This is a genomic window from Geofilum rubicundum JCM 15548 (assembly GCF_000974365.1).
GTDB lineage: Bacteria > Bacteroidota > Bacteroidia > Bacteroidales > Marinilabiliaceae > Geofilum > Geofilum rubicundum.
Genome location: NZ_BAZW01000007.1, coordinates 108,519 through 131,517, shown reverse-complemented (window position 1 = coordinate 131,517; position 22,999 = coordinate 108,519). Strand labels below are relative to the sequence as shown.

Annotated in this window: 28 protein-coding genes, 1 tRNA gene and 1 pseudogene; 15 read left to right on the top strand and 15 right to left on the bottom strand. The window is 45.4% G+C overall.

Annotated elements, in window-relative coordinates; genetic code table 11:
• Window positions 1-14: 14 nt before the first annotated feature.
• From lon to JCM15548_RS05930, 6 genes are all read right to left on the bottom strand, one after another.
• Window positions 15-1,841: an endopeptidase La gene (lon, locus tag JCM15548_RS05950; RefSeq protein ID WP_262486905.1), complete on the bottom strand. Its 1,827-nt coding sequence runs from the start codon at window positions 1,839-1,841 to the stop codon at window positions 15-17.
• Window positions 1,838-2,434 (bottom strand): LON peptidase substrate-binding domain-containing protein, encoded by a 597-nt coding sequence (locus tag JCM15548_RS23180; RefSeq protein WP_227625518.1) that lies wholly within the window; start codon window positions 2,432-2,434, stop codon window positions 1,838-1,840. The genes lon and JCM15548_RS23180 overlap by 4 nt, the downstream gene beginning before the upstream one ends.
• Window positions 2,435-2,724: 290 nt before the next feature.
• The gene (locus tag JCM15548_RS05945; RefSeq protein WP_062123334.1) at window positions 2,725-2,988 is read right to left on the bottom strand and encodes a type B 50S ribosomal protein L31; all 264 of its coding nucleotides are present in this window, start codon (window positions 2,986-2,988) and stop codon (window positions 2,725-2,727) included.
• A 179-nt stretch (window positions 2,989-3,167) separates the two neighbouring features.
• Window positions 3,168-4,370 (bottom strand): MBT domain-containing protein, encoded by a 1,203-nt coding sequence (locus JCM15548_RS05940; protein ID WP_062123331.1) that lies wholly within the window; start codon window positions 4,368-4,370, stop codon window positions 3,168-3,170.
• Window positions 4,371-4,519: 149 nt separating this feature from the next.
• Complete coding sequence (locus tag JCM15548_RS05935; RefSeq protein WP_062123328.1) at window positions 4,520-4,720, bottom strand: hypothetical protein; 201 nt, start codon at window positions 4,718-4,720, stop codon at window positions 4,520-4,522.
• Window positions 4,717-5,205 (bottom strand): DNA alkylation repair protein, encoded by a 489-nt coding sequence (locus tag JCM15548_RS05930; RefSeq protein WP_062123325.1) that lies wholly within the window; start codon window positions 5,203-5,205, stop codon window positions 4,717-4,719. The genes JCM15548_RS05935 and JCM15548_RS05930 overlap by 4 nt, the downstream gene beginning before the upstream one ends.
• Window positions 5,206-5,318: 113 nt before the next feature.
• On the opposite strand from JCM15548_RS05930, the gene JCM15548_RS05925 reads away from it, so the two are divergent.
• From JCM15548_RS05925 to ahcY, 6 genes are all read left to right on the top strand, one after another.
• Window positions 5,319-5,394, top strand: a tRNA-His gene (locus JCM15548_RS05925).
• Window positions 5,395-5,549: 155 nt separating this feature from the next.
• Window positions 5,550-7,106 carry a tetratricopeptide repeat protein gene (locus tag JCM15548_RS05920; protein WP_062123322.1) on the top strand — a complete coding sequence of 519 codons (1,557 nt, stop codon included), beginning with the start codon at window positions 5,550-5,552 and terminating at the stop codon, window positions 7,104-7,106.
• 51 nt (window positions 7,107-7,157) lie between these two features.
• Window positions 7,158-8,274 (top strand): peptide chain release factor 2 gene (prfB, locus tag JCM15548_RS05915; protein ID WP_157482458.1). Its coding sequence is split into 2 segments (ribosomal slippage): window positions 7,158-7,220 and window positions 7,222-8,274, totalling 1,116 coding nucleotides; the frame shifts between segments, so codons are not numbered across the junction.
• Window positions 8,275-8,296: 22 nt separating this feature from the next.
• On the top strand, window positions 8,297-8,611 hold the full coding sequence (locus JCM15548_RS05910; RefSeq protein WP_227625517.1) for an ArsC/Spx/MgsR family protein: 315 nt from the start codon (window positions 8,297-8,299) through the stop codon (window positions 8,609-8,611).
• Window positions 8,612-8,621: 10 nt separating this feature from the next.
• A complete protein-coding gene (locus JCM15548_RS05905) occupies window positions 8,622-9,560 on the top strand; it encodes a bifunctional riboflavin kinase/FAD synthetase (RefSeq protein WP_083984996.1) in 939 nt (312 codons plus the stop codon).
• Window positions 9,561-9,613: 53 nt separating this feature from the next.
• Window positions 9,614-11,029: an adenosylhomocysteinase gene (gene ahcY / locus JCM15548_RS05900; RefSeq protein ID WP_062123319.1), complete on the top strand. Its 1,416-nt coding sequence runs from the start codon at window positions 9,614-9,616 to the stop codon at window positions 11,027-11,029.
• Window positions 11,030-11,112: 83 nt separating this feature from the next.
• Here ahcY and JCM15548_RS05895 read toward each other — a convergent pair whose 3' ends face one another.
• Window positions 11,113-11,538, bottom strand: coding sequence for a Rieske 2Fe-2S domain-containing protein (locus tag JCM15548_RS05895; RefSeq protein ID WP_062123316.1), 426 nt, complete (start codon window positions 11,536-11,538; stop codon window positions 11,113-11,115).
• Between the two features lie 142 nt (window positions 11,539-11,680).
• On the opposite strand from JCM15548_RS05895, the gene JCM15548_RS05890 reads away from it, so the two are divergent.
• The 3 genes from JCM15548_RS05890 to JCM15548_RS05880 all read left to right on the top strand — a co-directional run bounded on the left by JCM15548_RS05890 (window position 11,681) and on the right by JCM15548_RS05880 (window position 13,304).
• Window positions 11,681-12,151: a hypothetical protein gene (locus JCM15548_RS05890; RefSeq protein WP_062123313.1), complete on the top strand. Its 471-nt coding sequence runs from the start codon at window positions 11,681-11,683 to the stop codon at window positions 12,149-12,151.
• Window positions 12,152-12,296: 145 nt separating this feature from the next.
• Window positions 12,297-12,770, top strand: coding sequence for a transcription elongation factor GreA (gene greA, locus JCM15548_RS05885; RefSeq protein WP_062123311.1), 474 nt, complete (start codon window positions 12,297-12,299; stop codon window positions 12,768-12,770).
• A gap of 141 nt (window positions 12,771-12,911) precedes the next feature.
• Window positions 12,912-13,304: an HIT family protein gene (locus JCM15548_RS05880; protein ID WP_062123306.1), complete on the top strand. Its 393-nt coding sequence runs from the start codon at window positions 12,912-12,914 to the stop codon at window positions 13,302-13,304.
• 2 nt (window positions 13,305-13,306) lie between these two features.
• Here JCM15548_RS05880 and ruvC read toward each other — a convergent pair whose 3' ends face one another.
• The 6 genes from ruvC to JCM15548_RS05850 form a co-directional block, all read right to left on the bottom strand.
• Window positions 13,307-13,762 (bottom strand): crossover junction endodeoxyribonuclease RuvC, encoded by a 456-nt coding sequence (gene ruvC / locus JCM15548_RS05875; RefSeq protein ID WP_227625516.1) that lies wholly within the window; start codon window positions 13,760-13,762, stop codon window positions 13,307-13,309.
• Between the two features lie 106 nt (window positions 13,763-13,868).
• Window positions 13,869-14,168 (bottom strand): DUF4286 family protein, encoded by a 300-nt coding sequence (locus JCM15548_RS05870; RefSeq protein ID WP_062123304.1) that lies wholly within the window; start codon window positions 14,166-14,168, stop codon window positions 13,869-13,871.
• A 9-nt stretch (window positions 14,169-14,177) separates the two neighbouring features.
• Entirely contained in the window at window positions 14,178-15,449 is a 1,272-nt protein-coding gene (serS, locus tag JCM15548_RS05865; RefSeq protein ID WP_062123301.1) for a serine--tRNA ligase, read from the bottom strand.
• A gap of 132 nt (window positions 15,450-15,581) precedes the next feature.
• Window positions 15,582-15,845, bottom strand: a complete 264-nt coding sequence (gene rpmA / locus JCM15548_RS05860) for a 50S ribosomal protein L27 (RefSeq protein WP_062123298.1) — start codon at window positions 15,843-15,845, stop codon at window positions 15,582-15,584.
• 20 nt (window positions 15,846-15,865) lie between these two features.
• Window positions 15,866-16,180, bottom strand: coding sequence for a 50S ribosomal protein L21 (rplU, locus tag JCM15548_RS05855; protein WP_062123295.1), 315 nt, complete (start codon window positions 16,178-16,180; stop codon window positions 15,866-15,868).
• A 166-nt stretch (window positions 16,181-16,346) separates the two neighbouring features.
• A complete protein-coding gene (locus tag JCM15548_RS05850; protein ID WP_062123292.1) occupies window positions 16,347-16,778 on the bottom strand; it encodes a tetratricopeptide repeat protein in 432 nt (143 codons plus the stop codon).
• 273 nt (window positions 16,779-17,051) lie between these two features.
• On the opposite strand from JCM15548_RS05850, the gene JCM15548_RS05845 reads away from it, so the two are divergent.
• The 5 genes and pseudogenes from JCM15548_RS05845 to pheS all read left to right on the top strand — a co-directional run bounded on the left by JCM15548_RS05845 (window position 17,052) and on the right by pheS (window position 21,194).
• A complete protein-coding gene (locus JCM15548_RS05845; protein ID WP_062123289.1) occupies window positions 17,052-17,504 on the top strand; it encodes a Fur family transcriptional regulator in 453 nt (150 codons plus the stop codon).
• A 21-nt stretch (window positions 17,505-17,525) separates the two neighbouring features.
• Window positions 17,526-18,440, top strand: a complete 915-nt coding sequence (locus tag JCM15548_RS05840; protein ID WP_083984994.1) for a metal ABC transporter solute-binding protein, Zn/Mn family — start codon at window positions 17,526-17,528, stop codon at window positions 18,438-18,440.
• Window positions 18,433-19,176 (top strand): metal ABC transporter ATP-binding protein, encoded by a 744-nt coding sequence (locus JCM15548_RS05835; protein ID WP_062123282.1) that lies wholly within the window; start codon window positions 18,433-18,435, stop codon window positions 19,174-19,176. Before JCM15548_RS05840 ends, JCM15548_RS05835 begins: the two co-directional genes overlap by 8 nt.
• A pseudogene (locus tag JCM15548_RS05830) lies at window positions 19,173-20,002 on the top strand (metal ABC transporter permease). Before JCM15548_RS05835 ends, JCM15548_RS05830 begins: the two are co-directional and overlap by 4 nt.
• Window positions 20,003-20,174: 172 nt before the next feature.
• Window positions 20,175-21,194, top strand: coding sequence for a phenylalanine--tRNA ligase subunit alpha (gene pheS, locus JCM15548_RS05825; RefSeq protein ID WP_062123279.1), 1,020 nt, complete (start codon window positions 20,175-20,177; stop codon window positions 21,192-21,194).
• A 152-nt stretch (window positions 21,195-21,346) separates the two neighbouring features.
• On the opposite strand, the gene JCM15548_RS26180 is transcribed toward pheS, so the two are convergent.
• Together JCM15548_RS26180 and JCM15548_RS26175 are read right to left on the bottom strand one after the other, a co-directional pair.
• Window positions 21,347-21,721, bottom strand: a complete 375-nt coding sequence (locus tag JCM15548_RS26180; RefSeq protein ID WP_369403676.1) for a mechanosensitive ion channel family protein — start codon at window positions 21,719-21,721, stop codon at window positions 21,347-21,349.
• Entirely contained in the window at window positions 21,718-22,275 is a 558-nt protein-coding gene (locus JCM15548_RS26175; RefSeq protein ID WP_369403675.1) for a mechanosensitive ion channel family protein, read from the bottom strand. Before JCM15548_RS26175 ends, JCM15548_RS26180 begins: the two co-directional genes overlap by 4 nt.
• A gap of 277 nt (window positions 22,276-22,552) precedes the next feature.
• Here JCM15548_RS26175 and JCM15548_RS05815 point away from each other — a divergent pair, with 277 nt between their 5' ends.
• A complete protein-coding gene (locus tag JCM15548_RS05815) occupies window positions 22,553-22,864 on the top strand; it encodes a hypothetical protein (RefSeq protein ID WP_062123276.1) in 312 nt (103 codons plus the stop codon).
• Window positions 22,865-22,999 lie beyond the last annotated feature (135 nt).

The following is a 22,999-nucleotide window of genomic DNA, read 5'->3' as shown; positions in this document are numbered from 1 at the left end:
GGCTCCCTTTTACTTTATGCTTCCAGTGCCAGATCCAGCACATCTAAAATAGTTTCTACGAAGTGGAAGTTTAAACCTTCCAGATATATGGGCTTTATTTCATCTACGTCCTTACGGTTTTCTCTGGACAGAATGATATCTTGTATCCCAGCCCGCTTGGCAGCCAATATTTTTTCTTTGATCCCGCCCACCGGCAAAACTTTACCCCTTAAAGTAATTTCGCCGGTCATCGCTAGTCGGGGTTTAACCTTTCTTCCCGAAAGAATGGATGCGATGGAAGTCACCATGGTTATTCCGGCCGACGGGCCATCTTTGGGTATGGCCCCCTCAGGCACATGAACATGAAAATTGTTTTCTTCAAGAACCGCTGCATCCAGGCCCAGCTTATCTACATGTGATTTTAAGTATTCAAGCGCCAATACAGCTGATTCCTTCATGACATCCCCCAGATTCCCGGTCAATGTCAGATTTCCTTTGCCCTTGCTGATGCTGCTCTCCACAAATAAAATCTCACCGCCAACAGCGGTCCACGCCAAACCCGTAACAACGCCAACAAAGGATTCTTTTTCCCAGGTGTCCTTAGAGAAGCGTTCCACGCCCAAATACTCTCTGATATCGGCCATAGACACATTCTTCTTGACTTTTTCAGAGGAAGCAATTTTCAAGGCGACCTTTCTGAACAAACGTGCCAGCACTTTATCCAATTGGCGAACGCCCGACTCACGGGTATAACTTTCAATCAAATAAGCCAATACGCTTTTTGACAAGGTGATGGTTCCCTTAGGGATGCCATGCATCTCCAATTGTCGGGGAACCAAATGTCGCCGTGCAATCTCCTGTTTCTCCTCCAAAATATAACCGGTCACATCGATGAGCTCCATTCTGTCGAGCAGCGGGGCTGAAATAGAACTCAAGGTATTGGCAGTAGCTACAAACATCACCTTCGACAGATCAAAATCCACTTCCAGATAGTTATCATGGAAGGTGCTGTTTTGCTCGGGATCCAACACTTCTAAAAGCGCAGAGGCCGGATCACCATGGAAACTATTACCAATTTTATCAATCTCATCCAAAATAAACACAGGATTGGCAGAACCCGCCTTTTTCACACTTTGTATGATACGCCCCGGCATGGCGCCAATATAGGTTTTGCGGTGTCCCCGAATTTCTGCTTCATCGTGCACTCCTCCCAGGGAGACCCTGACATATTGTCGCCCCAACGCCTCGGCCACCGATTTCCCCAAAGATGTTTTGCCCACACCTGGAGGCCCGTACAAACACAAAATGGGCGATTTTAAATCTCCTTTCAGTTTGAGGACGGCCAGATGTTCCAGTATCCGCTCCTTCACATTGTCGAGACCATAATGATCCCGATCCAGAATCTTTCGAGCCCGTGCCAGTTCAAAATTATCTTTGGTGTATTCGTTCCAGGGCAGGTCCAGCATGGTCTGCAAATAATTGTGCTGAACGGAATATTCACCGGATGCCGGATTCAGCCGACGAAGCTTCTCCAACTCTTTCTTAAAAACGTCACTGACTTCCGCGTGCCATTTCTTTTTTTCTGCAGCCGCCTCCATGTCCTTGACTTCCTGCTCAATAGGGCTGGCACCCAACTCATCCTGGATGGTCTTAATCTGTTGGTGCAAAAAATATTCGCGCTGCTGTTGGTCAATGTCCATCTTGACTTTAGACTGGATATCATTTTTTATCTCCAACAGCTGCACCTCTTGAACAAGGTGCTCCACAAGGGCCATCCCTCTTTCTTTCAGACCTTCGGTTTCCAGCAGACGCTGTTTTTCTGACACCTTTAACTCGGCGTTGGACCCAATATAATTGATCAAAAAAGAGGGACTATTGATATTTTTAAGGGCAAAGGAAGCTCCTGGGGAATATTCGAAGATCCTTTAATAATACGTAAGGACAGATCTTTGAGTGAACCAATCACTGCTTCAAACTCTCTTTTGGCATCTCCTTCGGGCACAACATCCTCCAGCACCTTATAAGACACCTTAAAATAGGGATCATCACTCACAACCGTTTTCCACTTAAAGCGAATACGCCCCTGAATGATGACGGAGGTAGAACCATCCGGCATTTCCAGAATCTTCAGGACCCGGGCAATGGTTCCCACCTTATACAGATCCTTAGTGCCCGGTTCCTCCATGGCCGCATCAATTTGAGCCACGGCACCCAGAAAGCCTTTGTTGCGCTGGACATCTTTGACCAGTTTGAGCGACCTTTCACGTCCTACTGAAATGGGGACAATAACCCCTGGAAAAAGAACGGTATTGCGCAAGGGCAGCAAGGGCAAGTCCTCAGGCATGCGCTCATCATCCTTGTTCATCTGATAATCCTCATCCTCAACTATTGGAATAAATTCTGAATCAGAATCCATCATTTCACTAAATCCGATTGACACTTTAAAATTATCCATATCTTAATCCTTCTCCTTCTGCCAAAATGTCGTAAAACAATTTGTTTTATACCCCTTCCAGCTTATTATGACATTATCCTTATAAATCACGAACCTCCTCGCTTTTCCAGAAAGCACTTTAAAACAGTTTGTTCCATTGACTTAAAGGAAAAAACAAGAATAGAAATGCCCAAGACATTTCCATTATTACCCTTGTCAACGCAATAGATGTGCCAAACAAAAAACAAATGAAAACAAAAAAGCCCCGGGGAAATTCCGAAGCTTTTTTGTTGTATAGGCCAACATGAAGATTATTTCTTCTTGCTGTCCATATGCTTTTGATATCTGTTCATAAATTTATCTACACGTCCTGCTGTATCAACCAGTTTCATTTTACCGGTATAAAAGGGGTGAGAAGAACTTGAAATTTCAAGTTTAACTACTGGATACTCTACGCCGTCGATCTCTTCAGTCTCCCGGGCATTTACGGTTGAACGGGTAATAAACGTGTCGCCGTTAGACATATCTTTAAAAGCGACCATGCGATAATTATCCGGATGAATTCCCTGTTTCATTGTCTTTATTGTTTGTGTTTGATGTTTCCGGGCACCCAATATTACAGGCGTTTCGGAAATCCTACAATTAATACTTCCTAGCTATCTGTTCCAAAATGGAATGCAAAGGTATATATAAAGGTCAAAAACTCAAAAAGAAACACGCTAAAAATTTCATAATTTTTTGCATCCCTCCAGGCTTATGACATTTCCAGGTTTTCCTTTCGGGACCTCGTGTCAAGAGGAATACTGCCTGCCCGCTGTTCCTGACGTTTGGCAGGATCAAAAATGTACCGGTAAGTAATGTGTCGTTTGCCCAATTCAGCCCCCATCGAATCATGCATGGCACGCATTTTCGGATTAAAATCACCGACCCATGATAATTCAAGTTCATTAAAATAAGGCTTCTTAGCAACGACCTCACGCAGGTGGTAAAAAATACCAGACTCAATGCCCAGTCTTTGATACCTGTTCTTCACCCCCATAATGACTACGCGGGCGCGTGTCATTTCATGCCGCCACTTATAATAGACAAACCTCAGTTTATTGATCCAGTTCATTTTCCCCTTAAAATGCCGGATAATTTGATTGACATCCGGATACATCACCAAAAAAGCGATGGGCTCATCCTTATGGTAAGCAAACCAGATCAATTCTTCGTCCATAAAAGACAGGGACTCCCGCAATGATTTGCGCAAGGTATCCGGGTCCATGGGGGTGAAATTATCGTGATACTGCCAGGCATCATTGTACACATTGACAAAGTCGGCAATAAACTTTTCTGATTGCTTCTTTTCAAAATGTTTGAAGGTATAGGCTTCCCGACTAACCACTCTGCGGGCAATGCTCCAGAAGCGCTCCGGAAAAGGCTTGCGGAGATCCAAATGATTGGTGACCTGCTCAAAATATCTGCTAAAGCCATAAGCCTCGAAGAAGGATTGGTAATAGGGCGGATTATATTGCATACCAAAGGCACAAGGCGTGAAACCTTCTATCAACAGGCCCCAAAAATTATCATTTTCCCCAAAATTGATGGGCCCGTCCATGGCCTCCATTCCCCGTTCGGCCAACCACTTTTTGGCACGGTCAAATAGCAGAAAAGCAGCCTCTTTATGGTCAATGCATTCGAAAAACCCCATGCCACCGGTAGGCTGGGCAAATCCACCGGCCTTCTTTTCATTGATAAATACCCCTATGCGACCAATGGTTTGACCATCGTCATCATTTAAAATGAAACGCTGCGCCTCACCATGTTTAAAAAAGTCATTGGATGCCGGATCAAAAACTTCTTCGATCTGAACGTCCAATGGTCGGACATAGTTTTTATCTTCCTTATATATGAGTTCAACAACGTCCAAAAACGCCCGGACGCTTTGGCCATCGCTAACCGGTAGTATCTCCATAAGACTCCTTTATTTTAATATCAATACTTGAAAAAGATGCACAAAGTTAAATTTTCTGACAATTTAACCGCACAAAGTTTTATTTCAATGTGGGTTTTCTTTTTTTTTAAGCACTTTCAAACTAAAGCAGGCACAAAGTCAGACAGACCTTAACCGGTCACCGCATCCAGTTCAAACAGGACATCCTTGGCACACCCCTTTAAATGCGGCTCCCCCGATTGCATCCATTGATTGGCCAATTGTCGGACCGAGGGTCGCAAATCTTCAGAAAACCTGCCGCACATTTTTAAACAATGTACCACAGCCCGACAAATTTTGGCATCTGTGGCCAGTGCCTCTATGGTACTCATTCCGGATTTAAACATGTTCTCGCTGCTCCGTCACCAAAGCGAAATTGCCAGCCCAAGGCCATCAAGGCCGCATATCGCACATAAAACTGTGGATGAAGCATCCATGCTTCAATAAGGCCGGCCGATTGCTCCCTTTTTCCCAACAAATTAAAGGCTATCTGCTCCGCCAACTCAAGATTATTTATGCCTTCCGCCCATTGCATCAACTGTTCGTCCGAGATGCTGTCGCGCCTGGCCACCATGGTCGCTAAAATCATGGTTTCCCTGATATTGCGATGCCAGAGCCGGTCGGCCAATTCATTGCTCGGCGTCAATCCTTGTGAAAGCTGGCGCAGATGCACCAAGGATACCCCATAAAGTTTGGGATAATTTAAACCAGCCACCTGAAGTTGACTGGCAATTTCTCCATTCATCAACTTCCGGATGCGTTGCTGGATCAACTTCATCTGTTCTTCCAAATTTTCATTGTAGGCAAAAAACTTCATTCTCAAACATTAAAACTATTTCGCTTAAAAATATCTCTAAAAATCACCCATCCTTTTTCAAAATCGCTTGCAAAATTAGAAGAAAAAACTTTATATTTGCACTGCAAAAAAATGGTGATTGTAGCTCAGTTGGTTAGAGCGTCGGATTGTGGTTCCGAAGGTCGCCGGTTCGAGACCGGTCTTTCACCCTTTCAAAAACCCGATGAAGAAATTCATCGGGTTTTGTTTTTCTTATCCCGACAAAAACTACTGAGTTCTTATAGCTTAAATCCCGACTCCCGTCAAATTATTGGCTCAATTTAACCAATAATTGTTTAATTTGGGAACCAAATTGACAGTTTCCCATGAAAATCTTTTACACGACAAGACATCATGATGGCAGTCCCGGCCGTTTTACGTCTTCTTTCTCAGGAATAGTTTCCCATGGAAAACGCTTCCTTCTGCCTTTCGGATGGGTGCTTATTCTTCTGACAATGAGCCACAACAATTTCGCCCAACTCAACATGATGGAGCTCATCGAAAAAGCCGAGGCCGCCACCTTCAATTTAACCGCCTACAATTCAACCAGACACACCACAGACACGGCCAGGGCTTTCTTTATAAGTGCGGACGGACTGGCCATAACTAATGCAGCGCTGTTTCAAAAAGCCGATACGGTGATCATCTCAGGTCACAAAAACCGAAATCTTTTTTTATCCCGTGTCATAGCCATTCATCCCATGGCCAATTTGGCGATGATTCAGGTGTCCGGCTTCAGAAGCCGGGAAGATAATTTTCTGAGTCCTGCCCGTCAGCCCTTTGACGCACCGGGTGAAGTCATGACCTTTCCGCACGAATCGGACCAAAACAACTCTTTAAACATCGCCGAAATTAAGAAGATCATTCACCCCTTTTCCATCGGTCGTTCCGCTCTCCTATCCATCGATTGCAGCCATGCCTCAAAGGGCGCACCCATCATCAATACCTCCGGCCTGTTTGTGGGCATTTTGCACTACATGCCTTCTGCCCATCAGCCCGTTATGCTGCCGGTTTATCTGATCAATGACCACCAGTGGACCTCCGTTAACCAAACCTGGGGCCATTTCAAAATCAACCCCAGGAAAATGGAATTAACGGATCCCCATTGCACCGAAGCACTATTGCTGCAAGGCTGGGAAAAATGGATTGAATCCGCCAGGTATTTCACTATGGCCTTTAAAATGGTGCCGGAGAATGCCCGCTTATATGCCTTAAGATGCATCAGCCGCCATCAATATGGTAACCGAATAGGGGCAGAAGAAGATTTTAGCTACTCGCTTGAATTGGATGAGAATTGCGGTTTGGCTTATTATGGTCGGGCCATATACCATATCAAGAACCGACAAAACCAACAGGCCGTTGAAGATTTGATGACCTGTCTCCAAAAAGAAGAAAACCTGGCAAGTGGATTTGTGCTTCTGGGGCAACTGCAAAATCTGAACAACGAAGTCAGGAAGGCCCATGCCAGCTATTCTTATGCCATTGAACTGGATACCCTTTTAGGAGAAGGATGGTATGAACGGGGGCGTTTAGTCATGCAACATGCCAGCAACCACGATCCGGCGCTGGAAGATTTAACCACGGCATCCCGGCTCAACCCTTATTTACCCGGCGTTTATACCCTCATAGGAAATATCAAGTTTAAACGCAGTGATTATTTGGAAGCCATCACGGAGTTCAATCGCGCCCTGCGCATGGATCCGCGCGACGACCATGCATTGATGAACCGGGGCATGGCCTATTTCAATACCGGCCTCAAGGAGAGGGCCTGTGAGGACTGGGAAAATGCCGGAAAACTGGGTAACACCCAGGCCTTTAGATTGATATCCAAGCACTGCAGTCAACTCAAGCGGGGGACCTTCTCATCGAATGGATTCAGATAATCTTCCCAAATTGATATTTTTAGTACCTTTGTGATTCAAAATAAAATACTGATGATAACACCGGATCAAATTAAAGACTTAAGCGCCCGTGAAAACGCGCTGAGGAGGTACCTTTGACATCGATCGAAAACGAATCGAAATAGAAGAAGAGGAGTTGCGTTCTCAGGCTCCCGATTTTTGGGATGATGCCAAGGCTGCGGAAGTCCAAATGAAGAAACTCAAGGAAATCAAAAGCTGGGTCAACGGCTATCTGGAAATAAAGACCGCCGTGGATGATCTTCAGGTGCTCTACGATTTCTACAAAGAGGGAGAAGCAGAAGAAAACGAGCTTGAAAAAGCCTACCATCAGGCCCTTTCGCGGATGGAAGATTTGGAGTTGCGCAATATGCTCCAGAAAGAAGAAGACAAAATGGGGGCCATCCTCAAAATCAATGCAGGTGCCGGCGGGACCGAAAGTCAGGATTGGGCAGAAATGCTCATGCGTATGTACCTTCGCTGGGGAGAAAAAAACAAATACAAGCTGACGGTCAACCACATCCTGGAAGGAGATGATGCGGGCATTAAAACGGTCACCATTCAGTTTGAAGGGGACTATGCCTATGGTTATCTGAAGGGAGAAAATGGGGTACACCGACTGGTGCGTCTGTCGCCTTTCAATGCAGCCAATAAGCGCATGACCTCCTTCACTTCCGTGTTTGTTATTCCCTTGATCGACGACTCCATTGAGGTGGATATAAACCCCTCAGACATAACCTGGGACACCTTCCGTTCAGGTGGAGCCGGTGGACAAAATGTCAACAAGGTGGAGACGGGGGTCCGACTGCGACACGCGCCTTCTGGTATTGTGATTGAGAACACGGAATCACGCTCGCAGGGAGGTAATAAGGAAAATGCCCTGAGAATCCTTAAATCTCAACTCTATGAAATAGAGCTAAGAAAAAGGCTGGAAGAATCCAACAAAATCGAATCCCAGAAGAAGAAAATCGAGTGGGGTTCGCAAATACGTTCCTATGTGCTTCAGCCCTACAAGCTGGTTAAAGACGTACGTACCGGACATGAGACCAGTAACGTACAGAGCGTTCTGGATGGGGATATTGACGGATTCATAAAAGCCTTTCTTATGGAATATGGCGCTTCAGATGTTTTTGAAAAAAACGAACCGAAATGATACAAATACTGCACAACCCGCGTTGTACCAAAAGTCGGGAAGGCTTAAAATTTATACAGGATCAGGCATCCAGCCTGAGGAGATTCGGTATCTGGACCACCCATTGACAGCCGAAGAGATAAAATCGATGCTCAAAAAACTCGGCATTCCGGCCATTGATTGGATCCGAAAAAATGAGGCCATCTATAAAGAGGTCTATAAGCACAAGGAGCTCAACGACGATCAGTGGGCAGAAGCCATGGCTCAACATCCAAAATTAATAGAACGTCCCGTAGTTATCAACGGCGATAAAGCGGTCATCGGTCGCCCGGTTGAAAACATTAAAAGCATTCTATAACATTCAGGGCATGCAGGTACATTCATCCATAGAGAGTTATAAGGGGCCCCGACCCATCGTCACCATGGGAACGTTCGACGGAATGCATCCCGGACATTGCGCCCTGCTGCAGCGGGTTAAACAATTGGCAGAGCTGGAGAACACGCAATCGGTGGTACTCACTTTCTGGCCCCACCCCAGAATTGTTTTGGGCCAGGATGTGGCGAAATTACGCCTGCTCACCACCCTGGAAGAAAAAACGAAGATGATGAGCGAGACCGGCATTGATCATCTGATTATTGTTCCCTTTAATAAGGAGTTGGCTAATTTGACGGCAGAGGACTTTGTTGAAAAAATATTGGTACAGCAATTGAACACGCATCATTTGATCATCGGTTACAATCACCGCTTTGGAAAGGGAGGAACCGACTTCACCAATTTGATGCACCTATCGGGTCGACTGTGTTTTGAACTGAGCCAGTTTCGCCACATTGATGTTAACGGATTGTATCCCAGCTCAACCAAAATCAGGAATTTTTTGTTAGAAGGAAAGATTCCTGAAGCCAATTTGTTGTTGGGATATACCTACACCATAACCGGACAGGTAACGGGGGGCATGAAAATGGGAAGAAAGCTCTCCTATCCTACCGCCAATTTGCAATTGAGTGAAAAGGCCAAACTGGTGCCACCGGATGGCGTTTATGCCTGCCGGGTTAAAGTAATGGGGAAAGTATATGGCGGCATGGTTAATATTGGTATCCGGCCGACCGTCAACCAGCAAATGGATAACCGTTCCATTGAGGTGCATATATTGGATTTCAATCAGGAAATTTATTCGGAGGAGATCTCCATCGCCTTTATTACCAAAACCCGCGAAGAGATCAAATTCCCAGATATAGAAGCACTCAAAGAGCAACTTAAAAAGGACGAAACCGTTATACGTGAATTGTTAACCCGCAACCAGTTATAAGCCCCTTAGCCCCAACAATGAGACTTTAGTAAAAAAATAAAAAATAAGAAAGCATGAACACACCACAACAAGATTATAAGGTAGCCGACCTCTCTCTGGCAGATTACGGAAGAAAAGAAATCCTTCTGGCAGAAAAAGAGATGCCGGGTCTGATGGCCCTTCGCGAAAAATATGGCCACGACAAGCCCTTAAAGGGTGCCAAAGTGATGGGATCGTTACACATGACGGTTCAGACAGCCGTCCTGATTGAAACCCTGGTGGAATTAGGCGCCAGCGTCCGATGGGCCAGTTGTAATATTTATAGTACCCAGGATCATGCTGCAGCTGCCATTGCTCAGGCCGGTGTTCCTGTTTTCGCTTGGAAAGGCGAAACACTCAAGGAATATTGGTGGTGTACCGAACGGGCCCTGGATTTTGGTGAGGGACAAGGTCCCGATTTGATTGTCGATGATGGCGGAGATGCCACCATGATGATTCACAAGGGCGTAGAAATTGAAAAAGACGACTCGGTTCTCAAGATCGACTACAGTGCAGAGGGAGAAGACTTCAGGGAACTCATGGCCTTACTGGCCGATCTGTTCCAACAAAATAATAACAGATGGCAAAAAGTGGCCGCCGGTATAAAAGGGGTAAGTGAAGAGACCACCACAGGTGTGCACCGCCTTTATCAAATGCTGGAAAAAGGTGAGTTGCTCTTCCCCGCCATCAACGTCAACGACTCAGTTACCAAAAGCAAATTCGACAACCTCTATGGCTGCCGTGAAAGTCTGGCCGACGGCATCAAGCGCGGAACCGACGTCATGATTGCCGGAAAAATTGTCGTCGTGTGTGGTTATGGTGATGTGGGCAAAGGCTGTGCCCAGAGCATGCGTGGCTTTGGTGCCAGAGTGCTTGTGACGGAAATCGACCCCATCTGTGCCCTTCAGGCTGCCATGGAAGGCTTTGAAGTAACCACCGTTGAGGAGGCCCTGGCCGAGGCGGATGTTTATGTAACAGCCACCGGTAACCGCGATGTGATAACGGTTGAGCACATGCAGAAAATGAAAGACACGGCCATTGTTTGTAACATTGGTCACTTCGACAATGAAATTCAGGTAGAAAAACTGGAGAAACTGCCAGGCATTCAGGAAATAAACATCAAACCTCAAGTCGATCAGTTCAATTTCCCTGACGGTCACTGCATCATTATGCTGTCCCGCGGTCGCCTGGTCAACCTCGGCAATGCCACCGGACACCCCAGCTTTGTGATGAGTAATTCCTTCACCAATCAGACACTGGCACAGCTCGAACTCTGGAAAAACAAGTATGAATTGGGGGTTTACACCTTGCCCAAATCATTGGATGAAGAAGTGGCTCGCTTGCACCTGTCCAAATTGGGCGTAAAATTGACCACCTTGACAGATGCCCAGGCCAGTTATATCGGCATCCCTAAATCAGGGCCCTATAAGCCGGATCATTACAGGTACTAAATGCTGACAAGGGCCATTGGTCATTGAACAATGGCTCAACGTTTCATATAACAAAGACGGCCGCTGGCCGTCTTTGTTGTTTCTCAATTATAAATAACCAGATAGTTGCCATCCATGCGCGTTCGGTAGCTTTTTAAGGAATAGACGGAAGGTCCGTCTATGACGTCCCCATCCGGCACCGCAATCAAAAATTCCGACTCACAACAGGGACAACTGGCCGTTGTATTGCCAGGCGTGACATCCACGACACAGGTGAGTTTTTGGTCGTGCGGACAATAGCGCTCAAATACATAGTACTCATCGGTGGCCATTCGGTAAACAATCACGCCCGCTACCCCGACCCGGTTGCCAAAGCGGTCACTGCTGACCTTAAATACTTGTTTGTTATAATCGGGCAACATCAGATCCACATAAGCCGTAAAGCGGTAATTGGGAACCGGATGTTCATCTTTTTTGCAACCAAAAGCAAAAATCAACGTAAGAGACAGGAATACATATATATTTTTCATTTTCAAACATTTTAAGCGACAGCTAGATCAATAACATAGCCATCAATCAATCAGGCGAATAAGAGGTGCAAACGAAAATTGGCACCTCTTTATTTGCTTATTAGTTTTGTTCGGGCTAATTTAGCTATTATTTTTTACAGACATGGGCGATTCGTTAGGCGACATTTTATATATCCTTGTAATGATCGGCGCCTTGATTTTTAGCGTTATTAAAAAATCAAGGGATGCTGCGCGTAAAGGGGAAGTTGTGCCTGATCATGACGATGAAGCGTATTCAGATGAAGCCATGCCGCCCTTTAGTGAATGGTTTGATGATGAAGCCATCAGAAAACCACCACGCGAATACCAAAACGAACCGGAAATCGAACCGATGCAAGCGGAAAAATTGCAGCATCAAAAACTGCAGTATAAAAAACCCGACTACCAAAGCATCAAAAAAAGTGACAGTTTAAGGCGGCCTGAACGCATCACAAGGATAACCCGAAAACCTGTTCACAAGAGTTTAGCAGAAGAAGCCAATAGTTACGACGACGCTTCAGTTTGGGATGCTGAGAACTTCGACTTAAAACGAGCCATCATCTATTCTGAAATTATCAAAAGACCCACTATTTAAGGCCATCATAAGCTAAACCAAAACATCACCAACTTATTTTATATTAAACAAAATCTTTTGCTGCAGAAGCAGCGAAGAATCCCGATTCATTCGGGATTCTTCAGTATATTAACCTTATTTAAAAAAGAATCAGGAGGAAAACATCATGTCAAAAGTGAGTTATATCACAGAAGAGGGACTCAAGCGATTACGGGAAGAACTTTCTCACCTTGAATCGGTTGAAAGACCCAACATTTCGAAACAGATAGCAGAGGCGCGCGACAAAGGGGACCTCTCTGAAAATGCAGAGTATGATGCGGCCAAAGAAGCCCAGGGCATGCTTGAAATGAAAATTGCCAGACTAAAAGAGACCATTGCAGGCAGCCGGCTTATTGATGAGTCCAAACTGGACACATCCAAAGTACAGATTTTGAATAAGGTTAAAATTAAAAACCTGAAAAACAACGCTGTCATGACCTATACTTTGGTATCGGAAAGTGAAGCCGACCTGAAAGCCGGCAAAATCTCCATCTCAACGCCCATTGCCAAGGGGCTGTTGGGTAAAAAAGTAGGCGACAAAGTGGACATTCAGGTCCCGTCGGGCACCATGCCTTTTGAGATATTGGAAATCTCTCTTTAAGCCCGACAACTCTAAGAACAAACTTATAAAAGGACTGCCCGGAAAGGCAGTTCTTTTTTTTGTCCCCTTTCCTGCTTCTAATTGTTTCCTTATATTTGCTAGTAGCTTCGTTTATAGCCGACAAAAAAGAAAGAAAAAACCATGGCAACCATCTTTTCGAAAATCATCAAAGGGGAAATTCCTTGTTATAAGATTGCAGAGGACGATCATTATTTGGCCTTTTTGGATATCAACCCCCTGGTCAAAGGCCATACGCTGGTAGTTCCCAAGCAGGAGACCGATTACCTGTTCGATTTGGAAGATGACCTGTTGGCAGGTCTGACCGTCTTTGCCAAAAAAGTGGCGCTGGCCATTGAAAAGACCATTCCCTGTCAACGCATTGGCGTGGCGGTTCTGGGACTGGAGGTACCGCATGCCCATATTCATCTGGTGCCCTTGCAGACAGAGGCCGACATCAGCTTTTCCAGGCCAAAATTAAAACTGGAAAAGGAGGAGATGGATACCATCGCCGCCAACATCAGGCAGCATCTTTAAGCCTATTTCTTAACCCGCCCGGGATTTTTACTGATAAAGGCCTTCCAGCTGTTGCTTCCGGAGGCCGAAACCGGAGCATTGGCCTGAAAATAGTGACAAACCGCTGCAGCGAGACCGTCTGTGGCATCTAAAAACTTGGGGTCCTCTTTTAAGTGAAGATACTGCTTTAAAAACAAGGCCACCTGTTCTTTAGATGCGCTACCTCTGCCCGTGATGGCTTGTTTGATGCGCAATGGGGCATATTCAAAAATGGGAACGGAACGGGAAAGTGCGGCGGCCATGGCGACACCCTGCGCGCGTCCCAACTTCAACATGGACTGAACATTTTTACCAAAGAAAGGTGCTTCAATGGCCAATTCATCGGGATGGTAGGTTTCTATCAACTGAACCACCCGCTCAAAGATACGCTTCAGTTTCAGATAATGGTCGTCGTATTTCTTTAACTCTAATACGCCCATGGCCAGCATAGAGGCTTATTGCCCACCACTCGGAGAACACCATACCCCATCACGGTGGTTCCGGGGTCTATGCCCAGTATTATTTTTTCTCCAGCGGCCTTTTTTATCACAACTTTTTCATTATTGAACTAAAATGCGTAGCCGATTCTCCGAACTGCGACTGGAGGGTTGACAAAACGCTGGCCACACAATCATCTACCTGCCGGATCTCTCCCAACTGACTGCAGCGCCATTGAACCGAGAAGATCCGATTCTCTTCAGGCCGGGCCGAAACCACCTCAAAAACCTCAGTTGGCAAATCCCCCACCTGCTTGCCGACTTCCACAAACAACTGCTCGTTAAGCCACCTCTTCCAGTCCTCAACCGAGCCTTCACCTACATAAAAGGATGTATTAAATATCAACACAATTCAGAATTATTTTATAAGGTCAAAACCACAGAACGGCACCAAAACCTCTGGTACACGGATCCCCCCTTCAAACTGGTTATTCTCGAGCAAGGCAGCCATGATCCGCGGCAAAGCCAAAGCACTGCCATTGAGCGTATGTGCCAACTGCGCCTTTTTGCCACCATCCTCCTTAAAGCGGAGCTTCAGACGGTTGGCCTGAAAGCTTTCGAAATTACTGACGGAACTGACTTCCAGCCAGCGTTCCTGAGCGGCCGAATAGACCTCGAAATCGTAGGTCAGCGCCGACGTAAAGCTCATGTCCCCGCCACACAAACGCAAAATGCGCCAGGGCAGTTCGAGCTTCTCGACCAAAGTCTGCACATGTGCCACCATGCCTTCCAGGGTCTCATATGACTTGTCGGGATGCGCCACCTGCACAATTTCAACTTTGTCGAATTGATGCAAACGATTCAAGCCACGCACATCCTTACCGTACGAACCGGCTTCCCGACGAAAACAAGCCGAGTAAGCACAGTTGCGGACCGGCAATTGATGGGCATTTAAAATGACATCGCGGTAGATATTGGTCACCGGTACTTCGGCGGTAGGTATCAAATAGAGATTATCTACGCCCACATGATACATTTGTCCCTCCTTATCGGGTAACTGACCGGTACCAAAACCGGAATCCTCATTGACCATTAAAGGAGGTAATACTTCCTGGTAACCGGCAACAATGGCTTGATCTAAAAAGAAATTAATCAAGGCCCTTTGCAACTTGGCCCCTTTTCCCTTATAGACAGGAAATCCGGCTCCTGTTAACTTGACGCCCAGTTCAAAATCAATTAAATCATACTTTTTAGCCAGCTCCCAGTGGGGCAGAGCGTTTGTCAGCGAAGGCATTTCGCCGCCTTCACGGACCGTGAGGTTATCCTCGGCACTTTTTCCTGCAGGAACAGATGCGTGGGGCAGGTTGGGAAGCTGAACCAAGGCTGCCTGAAGTTCCTGCTCTGTGGTTTCCAGCAAAGCAGTTAACGCCTTAATCTGCTCCTTAAGCACCGCTGTTTTCTCCTTGCCGGCATTGGCTTCCTCCATCTTACCCGCTTTAAAAAGCTGGCCAATAGACTTCGAAAGCGCATTCATCTCAGCCTGTAATTGATCGGCTTTAGTCTGTGTGGCTTTGCGCTTGTTATCGAGCTGAATAATCTGATCCACAGTCGCAGTAGCGTCAAAATTTTTTATTTTGAGACGCTCTATAACTTCCGCTTTATTTTCCTGAATCTGTTTGAGTGTGAGCATAGCGCTTATTGTTAATCCTGTATAATTTTAGTCCAAAATCCGGGGCATCCACCACCCCACAAAAAAAGTCTCCTGAATTTGTTACGAAAGTAACAAAAACAGGAGACTTTTAAAGCTTTTTTCTGCTGTTACTTACTCGGCAGCAACAGGCTCTACTGATATAAATGAACGGTTGTCTTTCCTTTTGCGGAAAACAACGTTACCATCAGTAAGTGCAAACAAAGTATGATCTTTGCCAATACCTACATTGTCACCCGGGTGGTGTTGCGTACCACGCTGACGTACAATGATATTTCCGGCTTTAGCGAACTGACCGCCAAAGATTTTCACTCCCAGTCGCTTGCTTTCTGACTCACGACCGTTTTTGGAACTACCTACACCTTTCTTATGTGCCATATCACATTAATTTTTTTTGATTAACCAATCAGGATGTCTTCGATTTGAATTTGGCTCAAGTATTGACGGTGGCCATTTTTCTTTTTGTAACCTTTGCGTCTTTTCTTTTTGAAAACGATTACTTTTTCGCCTTTCAAATGAGCTAAAACTTTAGCAGTTACTTTGGCTCCTGCCAGGGTGGGAGCACCTACGGTGATACCACTTTCATCTTCTACCAGAAGAACTTCGTCAAATTCAACAGAAGCACCTTCTTCTGCACCCAAACGGTGTACAAAAACCTTACGGTCTTTCTCTACTTTAAATTGCTGACCAGCAATGGTTACAATTGCGTACATCACTTTCTAAATTTACTGTTACTTTCCGGAGGTGGGCCAATCTTCTCAAAATGCCGGCCGCTTCTTACCCCACGAAATTCATTCGGACTGCAAAAGTAGGGAAAATAATTCTCCTAACAAACAAATTGCCAGCGCTTTTTTACTTTCCTCACCGATAAAAAACACACTAATATGTGTTTTCTGCTAATAATTGAGCCCGCTGACTTAAGGCCAGCTCGTTCTCAGGGTCAATCTCCAGGGCCTGCTCAAAATCAGACAAGGCCTTCCTGGCATTTCCTTCATTACTATAAAGAATGCCGCGCTTAATCCAGGCCTCTACCAATTGAGGATTCTTTTTGATGGCTACCTTGAAATTTTTAAAGGCTTCCTTTACTTCACCAGACTCGCTGAATATGGTTCCCAGCATGAGACAGTAACCCGCCAGTTTTTCCGGATCCTTTTCCAATTTAACCAAATCCTGCAAATATATTTGTGCACAGGCATAATCCTTCAATTCATAACATTCCAAAGCCGTTTTGTGCAATTCATTAACCATTTGGGCAGAGACCAAAGCGGGCATCCATACCCCCATAAGGATCACTATAAATAATTTCTTCATGATTTGTTAATTGTTTGATTCATAAACTCCTAATCATTACCCCCTTAACGGGTAAAGGTGACCAAATGATAGGAATATTTGACAAACAGCGCTGATTATTAGACCAAAAGACCTCATATTGTCAACTAAAGAAAAAACCAAACGCCATTAGCCATTCAAATGCCACTCCAAATGATTCTTAACATCAAAAAATTTAAGACAATGAATCGTTGAGCTATTTAAAATCAGTCTAAAAAACTTTGATATCTCGAAAACCCTCCCTATTTTTGCAACATGGTTGCAAAAATCAATGAAATCACTTCCCTTCTTAAAGACAAAGGACTCAATGTCACTGAAATAAGGCGACAATTGGTGGCGCTTCTATGGACACCTGGTAGCGCTTTGACACAAAAAGAAATAGAGGAAGCGTTGGAACAGGAGTTGGGGTCGGTAGATCGTGTGACCCTGTACCGCAATCTACGCCTATTGATGGAAAAACAAGTGATTCATCAAATACCCATGGACGCACAAACCGTTAAATACAAACTGGCAGGTGCGCATAAAAAAGTGGATCACCCGCATTTTCATTGCTCCCATTGCGACAAATTACTATGTATGCCACAGGTAAAAATAGAAGAAAACATGCTACCCGGAGGTTTTGTGATTCAATCGAGTCATTTAATCATTGAAGGGGTTTGTGATCTTTGCAATATCCCCCAAAAACCCGAGGAGCCTTTAAAAGATTAATAACACTGTAATAATAGATATATGAAACGAACCATCGACCAGCTTTCCTCCAACCAAAAACAAGTTTTACGCCTAATGACGGTCCTTCTTCTCGTTATCGCTGTTGCATCAGGTTGTAACAGAACAGAAAGCAACCAAAAACTGATAACGGTCAGCATACTGCCTCAGAAATATTTCATAGATGTGCTCACCAACGAAGGCGTTGAGGTGAATGTGATGGTTCCCCCGGGCTCCAGTCACGCCACCTACTCACCCACTTCTATGCAGTTTAAAAAACTCTCCGACTCTAAAATGTATATGGGCATAGGGCATCTGGGGTACGAAGAGGCCTGGATGTCGCGACTGGGAGAACTGAACAAAGAGATGAAAACGGTCATTCTATCGGATCATATAGAACTTATTGCAGGGGCGTGTGAACACGACCACCACGGGCACGGGCATGATCACGGTGTGGACCCCCATGTTTGGATGTCGCCCAAAGTCGTCTTACAACTGCTTCCCCATATCAAAACAGCCCTCATTGAGTCCTTTCCGGAATTGAAAAGCACCATTGATGCCAATTACGAAGACTTGCTTCTAAGGGTTGGTCAAACCGATGAACGCCTGACGGCCGTTACCCGTCAGCTGCCCAAAAAAGAATTCCTTATTTTTCACCCAGCCTTAAGCTACCTGGCCCGGGATTATGGCCTTGTGCAGACGGCTGTAGAGCAAGATGGCAAAGAGCCCTCTCCGGCCTATCTCGCCACAATCATAAAAAAAGCCAGGGACGAATCCATTCCGGTCATCTTTATTCAGGAGGAGTATGATATCCGCAATGCCCGGACCATCAGTGACGAAGCCGGCATTGCACTGGTGCAAATAAATCCCATGGCCTACAATTGGTCAGAGGCCATGGAAGAACTGACCCAAACGCTTCAAAACCATCTGAATGAGTAGTACTTTAGCACAACTCGACCACATCACCGCAGGCTATAACGGCGAAACCGTGCTTCGGGATGTATCACTCACGGTAAAGCCCAACGACTTCATTGGGGTGATTGGACCTAACGGAGGCGGCAAAACGACGATGATAAAAGTGCTGTTGGGACTGATTCAGCCTTTTAAGGGACAAGTCAAATTCCCCTCAGGAAAAATAAAGATCGGCTATTTGCCGCAGGCCTCACAGATAGACCGAACCTTCCCCATTAGCGTTAAAGAGGTGGTGGAATCCGGCTTAAAAATAAAAAACCAGTGGTGGCCCCTACTTCAGAAAGCGCAAAAGCAGGAAGTCGGCCAACTCCTCACAAAAACCGGTTTAATTGATTACAAAGACAGCCCCATCGGAGAATTGTCGGGCGGACAATTGCAACGCGTTTTGCTTTGCCGGGCACTTATCAACCAACCCGATCTTTTGGTATTGGATGAACCCAATACCTACGTGGACAAAAACTTTGAAGGAGAACTTTACCAATGGCTACAGGAACTCAATCAAGAGATGGCCATTTTACTGGTGTCACACGATGTGGGCACGATTTCGTCGCTGGTTAAAACCATCGCCTGTGTCAACAGCCAGTTACACTACCACGCCTCCAACACCTTAACGGCTGAACTGCTAAAGGTTTACAATTGCCCCATAGATGTGATAGCCCATGGAAATATTCCCCACCGCGTATTAAACAAACACGACCAATGAACGATTTTATCCAACTGTTTCAATATACATTTTTTCAGAATGCCCTTTATGCCTCCCTTTTAATCAGCATTCTATCGGCCATCATCGGTACCTATATCGTGGCGCGCAAAAATGTCTTTATCAGCGGAGGTATTACCCATGCCTCCTTCGGCGGAATTGGCATTGCTACTACATGGGTCTGAACCCTTTTTTAGGTGCCGCCTTCTTCGCCATCCTGACCGGTACGGGTATCGAATGGATTTCCAACAAGGGCAAAATGCGAGAAGACAGTGCCATAGCCATCCTTTGGTCGCTGGGCATGGCCCTGGGAATCATCTTCGTTTTTTTAACCCCCGGTTATGCCCCCAACCTCATGAGCTTTCTGTTTGGCAGCATCCTCTCAGTAGGATTGGCCGATGTGTATGCCATACTGGCGCTGACCCTCTTAACCGGCCTGTTCTTTTTGATATTTTACCGGCCCATTCTATACAGTGCCTTTGATGCCGAATTTTCAAAAATCAATGGTCTGAAGGTGGCCATCTTCCGATACACCATGGCCATCCTGGTAGCACTGGCCATAGTCGTCAGCATTCGCGCCATGGGCATCATTCTGGTTCTAAGCCTGTTTACCATCCCCCAGACCACAGCCATGCTTTACACCCAGCAATTTCGAAAAATTGTGGGACTGGCCATTATTTTTGGGTTGGTAGGTTCATTGGTAGGCTTGTTGGCCGCCTATGCCATGAACATCCCTTCCGGCGCCACCATCATTTTTAGTTTGACCCTTCAATACTTAATGCTTAAAGCGGTCCACTCTATTCAGCTGCGTCTAAAACAATCGGCCTAAATCCCTTTAAAAACAGCCAGTCTGGCTTACACTTGGCTGCTTAAGCGGACCTGGTTTTGTTTCAAAACCATTACATTTCTCTCAATTTATGGCGCTAACCGACCGTATTATTCTTATTTTTGTGCTTCAAAATATTAAAAAATCTGTTTCAGGATTATAAAAAGATGTTTCCATGCTGAATAAAATTGAGGCCTTATTAACTGAAATAAAAAGTCTGAAAGCCGAAAGCGCTGCGCAGGCCGAGGAATTAAGAATCAAATATTTGAGTAAAAAAGGACTGGTATCCAGTCTTTTTGAGGACTTTAAAAGTGTTCCTCCCCATGAAAAGAAAGCGGTAGGCATGGCATTGAATGAACTGAAAACGGAAGCTCAATCGACCATTCAGCAGCTCAGGGACCAATTTGAAAATGCCGAGCCATCCGGATCGGGAAGCGACCTGACATTACCCGGCACATCCTTTCCCCTTGGGGGCCGCCACCCGCTGTCGGTGGTGCGCAATCAGATTGTGGACATATTCGCCCGATTGGGCTTTACGGTGGCGGAAGGTCCGGAGATAGAGGACGACTGGCACGTGTTTTCTGCCCTTAATTTTCCGCCGGAACACCCGGCCAGGGATATGCAGGACACCTTTTTCATCCATAAAGACCCGGATGTATTGTTACGCACACATACCTCCTCTGTGCAAGTGCGGGTGATGGAGCAGCAAGAGCCGCCCATCAGAGCCATTTTTCCGGGACGTGTTTTTCGAAATGAAGCCATCTCGGCCAGAGCACACTGCATTTTCCATCAGGTGGAGGGACTTTATATCGACCAGGATGTCTCCTTTGCCGACCTGAGACAGACCCTGCTCTATTTTGCCAAAGAAATGTTCGGGCAGGAGACGCAGATTCGTCTGCGCCCATCCTATTTCCCCTTTACGGAGCCTTCGGCAGAAATGGATATTTCTTGCACCCTGTGCGGAGGGGCCGGTTGCACCATGTGCAAAAACACCGGCTGGGTGGAGATTTTGGGCTGTGGCATGGTGGACCCCAATGTATTGGACAATTGCCACATCGATCCTAAAAAATATACCGGTTTTGCTTTTGGTATGGGCATCGAACGTATTGCTGTTCTCAAATACCAAATCAAAGACATACGCCTGTTTTTTGAAAATGACATTCGTTTTCTGGAACAATTCAAATCGGCGCTGTAAAATAGGATACGGCCCAACATTTAATAACCAGGTTTTTTTTTGCGGAGCCGTTTACCAATGAATCAGTCACCCTCTGAAGGAAGATGTCAATTTAAAACAAATAGAAAAAGCGCGGTGATCACCGCGCTTTTTCTATTTGTTTAGGACCGTCATCAGGACATCTCCTTTTCCCCTCTATCCACTTGCAATTTTAATGGGTTGATTTCATCTCCCCAATAGACGGTGGTATGTGGGAACGGTATTTCAATGCCCTGCTTATCAAATGCGATTTTTAAGCGTCGGCGAAATTCCCTGCCAACGGTCCATTGCTCACCAGGGCGCGTCTTTAACCGTGCCCGAATAACCAAGGCACTGTTGCCAAACTCATTCAATCCAGAGATTTCCAGCGGTTCCAGAATCTTTAGTTTAAATACCTCATCATTGATCAGGTCGTCCCCAACCTCAGCCATTACCTTCATCACCTCATCCACATCTTCCTTATACGCCACGCCGATATCAAACACCATGGCCGACCAGTCTTTGGTCATATTGGCAAGGTGCTGATTTTCCCGTTCTGAAAGACGTGGGTTACGCCCGAAAGGTCGCGAAGGGTAATCGTTCTCAATTCAATGCGTTCCACCAGTCCACCCGTGCCATTAATAATGGCCACATCACCCGTTCTAATCTGATCTTCCAGCAACATAAAAAAGCCCGAAATATAATCCCGAACCAATTCCTGGGCGCCAAAACCAACCGCCAGACCAATAATACCGGCACTGGCCAGTAAAGGCCCCACATCTACGCCAAACTTGCTCATCAACATAATGATGAAAACCGTGTATAAGGTCACCTTAACAACCGCCATAAGAATGTCTGTAAGCGTATTGATGCGTTTGGCTGCTTCCAGACTGTCCACTTTCTCATCTTGCTCGGCACGTCGCAGCAACACTTTTTTAAATTGATTAATGCCCATATTGATGCCTCTGGTTAACAAAACCAACACCAGTGCCAGAATAAAAATTCCAGGCAATTCAATGATGATCCAATCCATTAGTGATGAGAACAATCTTTGCCAAAATTCAGAACTGACTAAATTTTCCATATTTTCCATATTAATTTCCATTATACATATAACTCAAATGACCCGCCTAACAAAGAAACGTATCTTTTTATTTTAATCCATAATTATGCGACCCGTTTTTTTGTGGAATAAATCCCCATACTCCACACCCCATACACACTACTCAAAAAGACAGTTTATGGCGCAAAATGCTATCGGCAAGCGAATTACAGACCTGACTCAAACATGGCATGATTATGACATGTGTTTAGGTACTCTCACAAGTAATAATAGATTGTAATATTAAAATTGATTGATTATGAAAAAGTTAAATGTATTATCTCTCGCACTGGCTTTAGGTCTTTTCACAACTGTTGGCTTTGCGGCCAACACCGTAGTGGAAAACACCAACGCAGTCGTTGTGGAGCAAGAGGTGTCAAAAACACCCGTTGAAGTAGCTGACCTTCCGGAAGCTGTCACCGAAGCCCTTCAGGCTAAAGTGGACGAAGGATGGGTCATTAGTGAAGCTGCCTTAATCACCGATGAAGAAAAAACACTTTATGTGGTGAAATTGACCAAAGGCGAAGAAACTAAAACCAAAAAAATCACGCCAGAAGGCGAAATTAAGTAATTACTGACATTGGGGTAAATTCAAGTTTAGTTTTGGGGAAAGAAGCCGGAATAACGATTCCGGCTTTTTCTATGGTAGTAGGCCGACAAAAACGCGGACAAAATCACCAAGGAGCCATGCATTTTTTCTATCTTA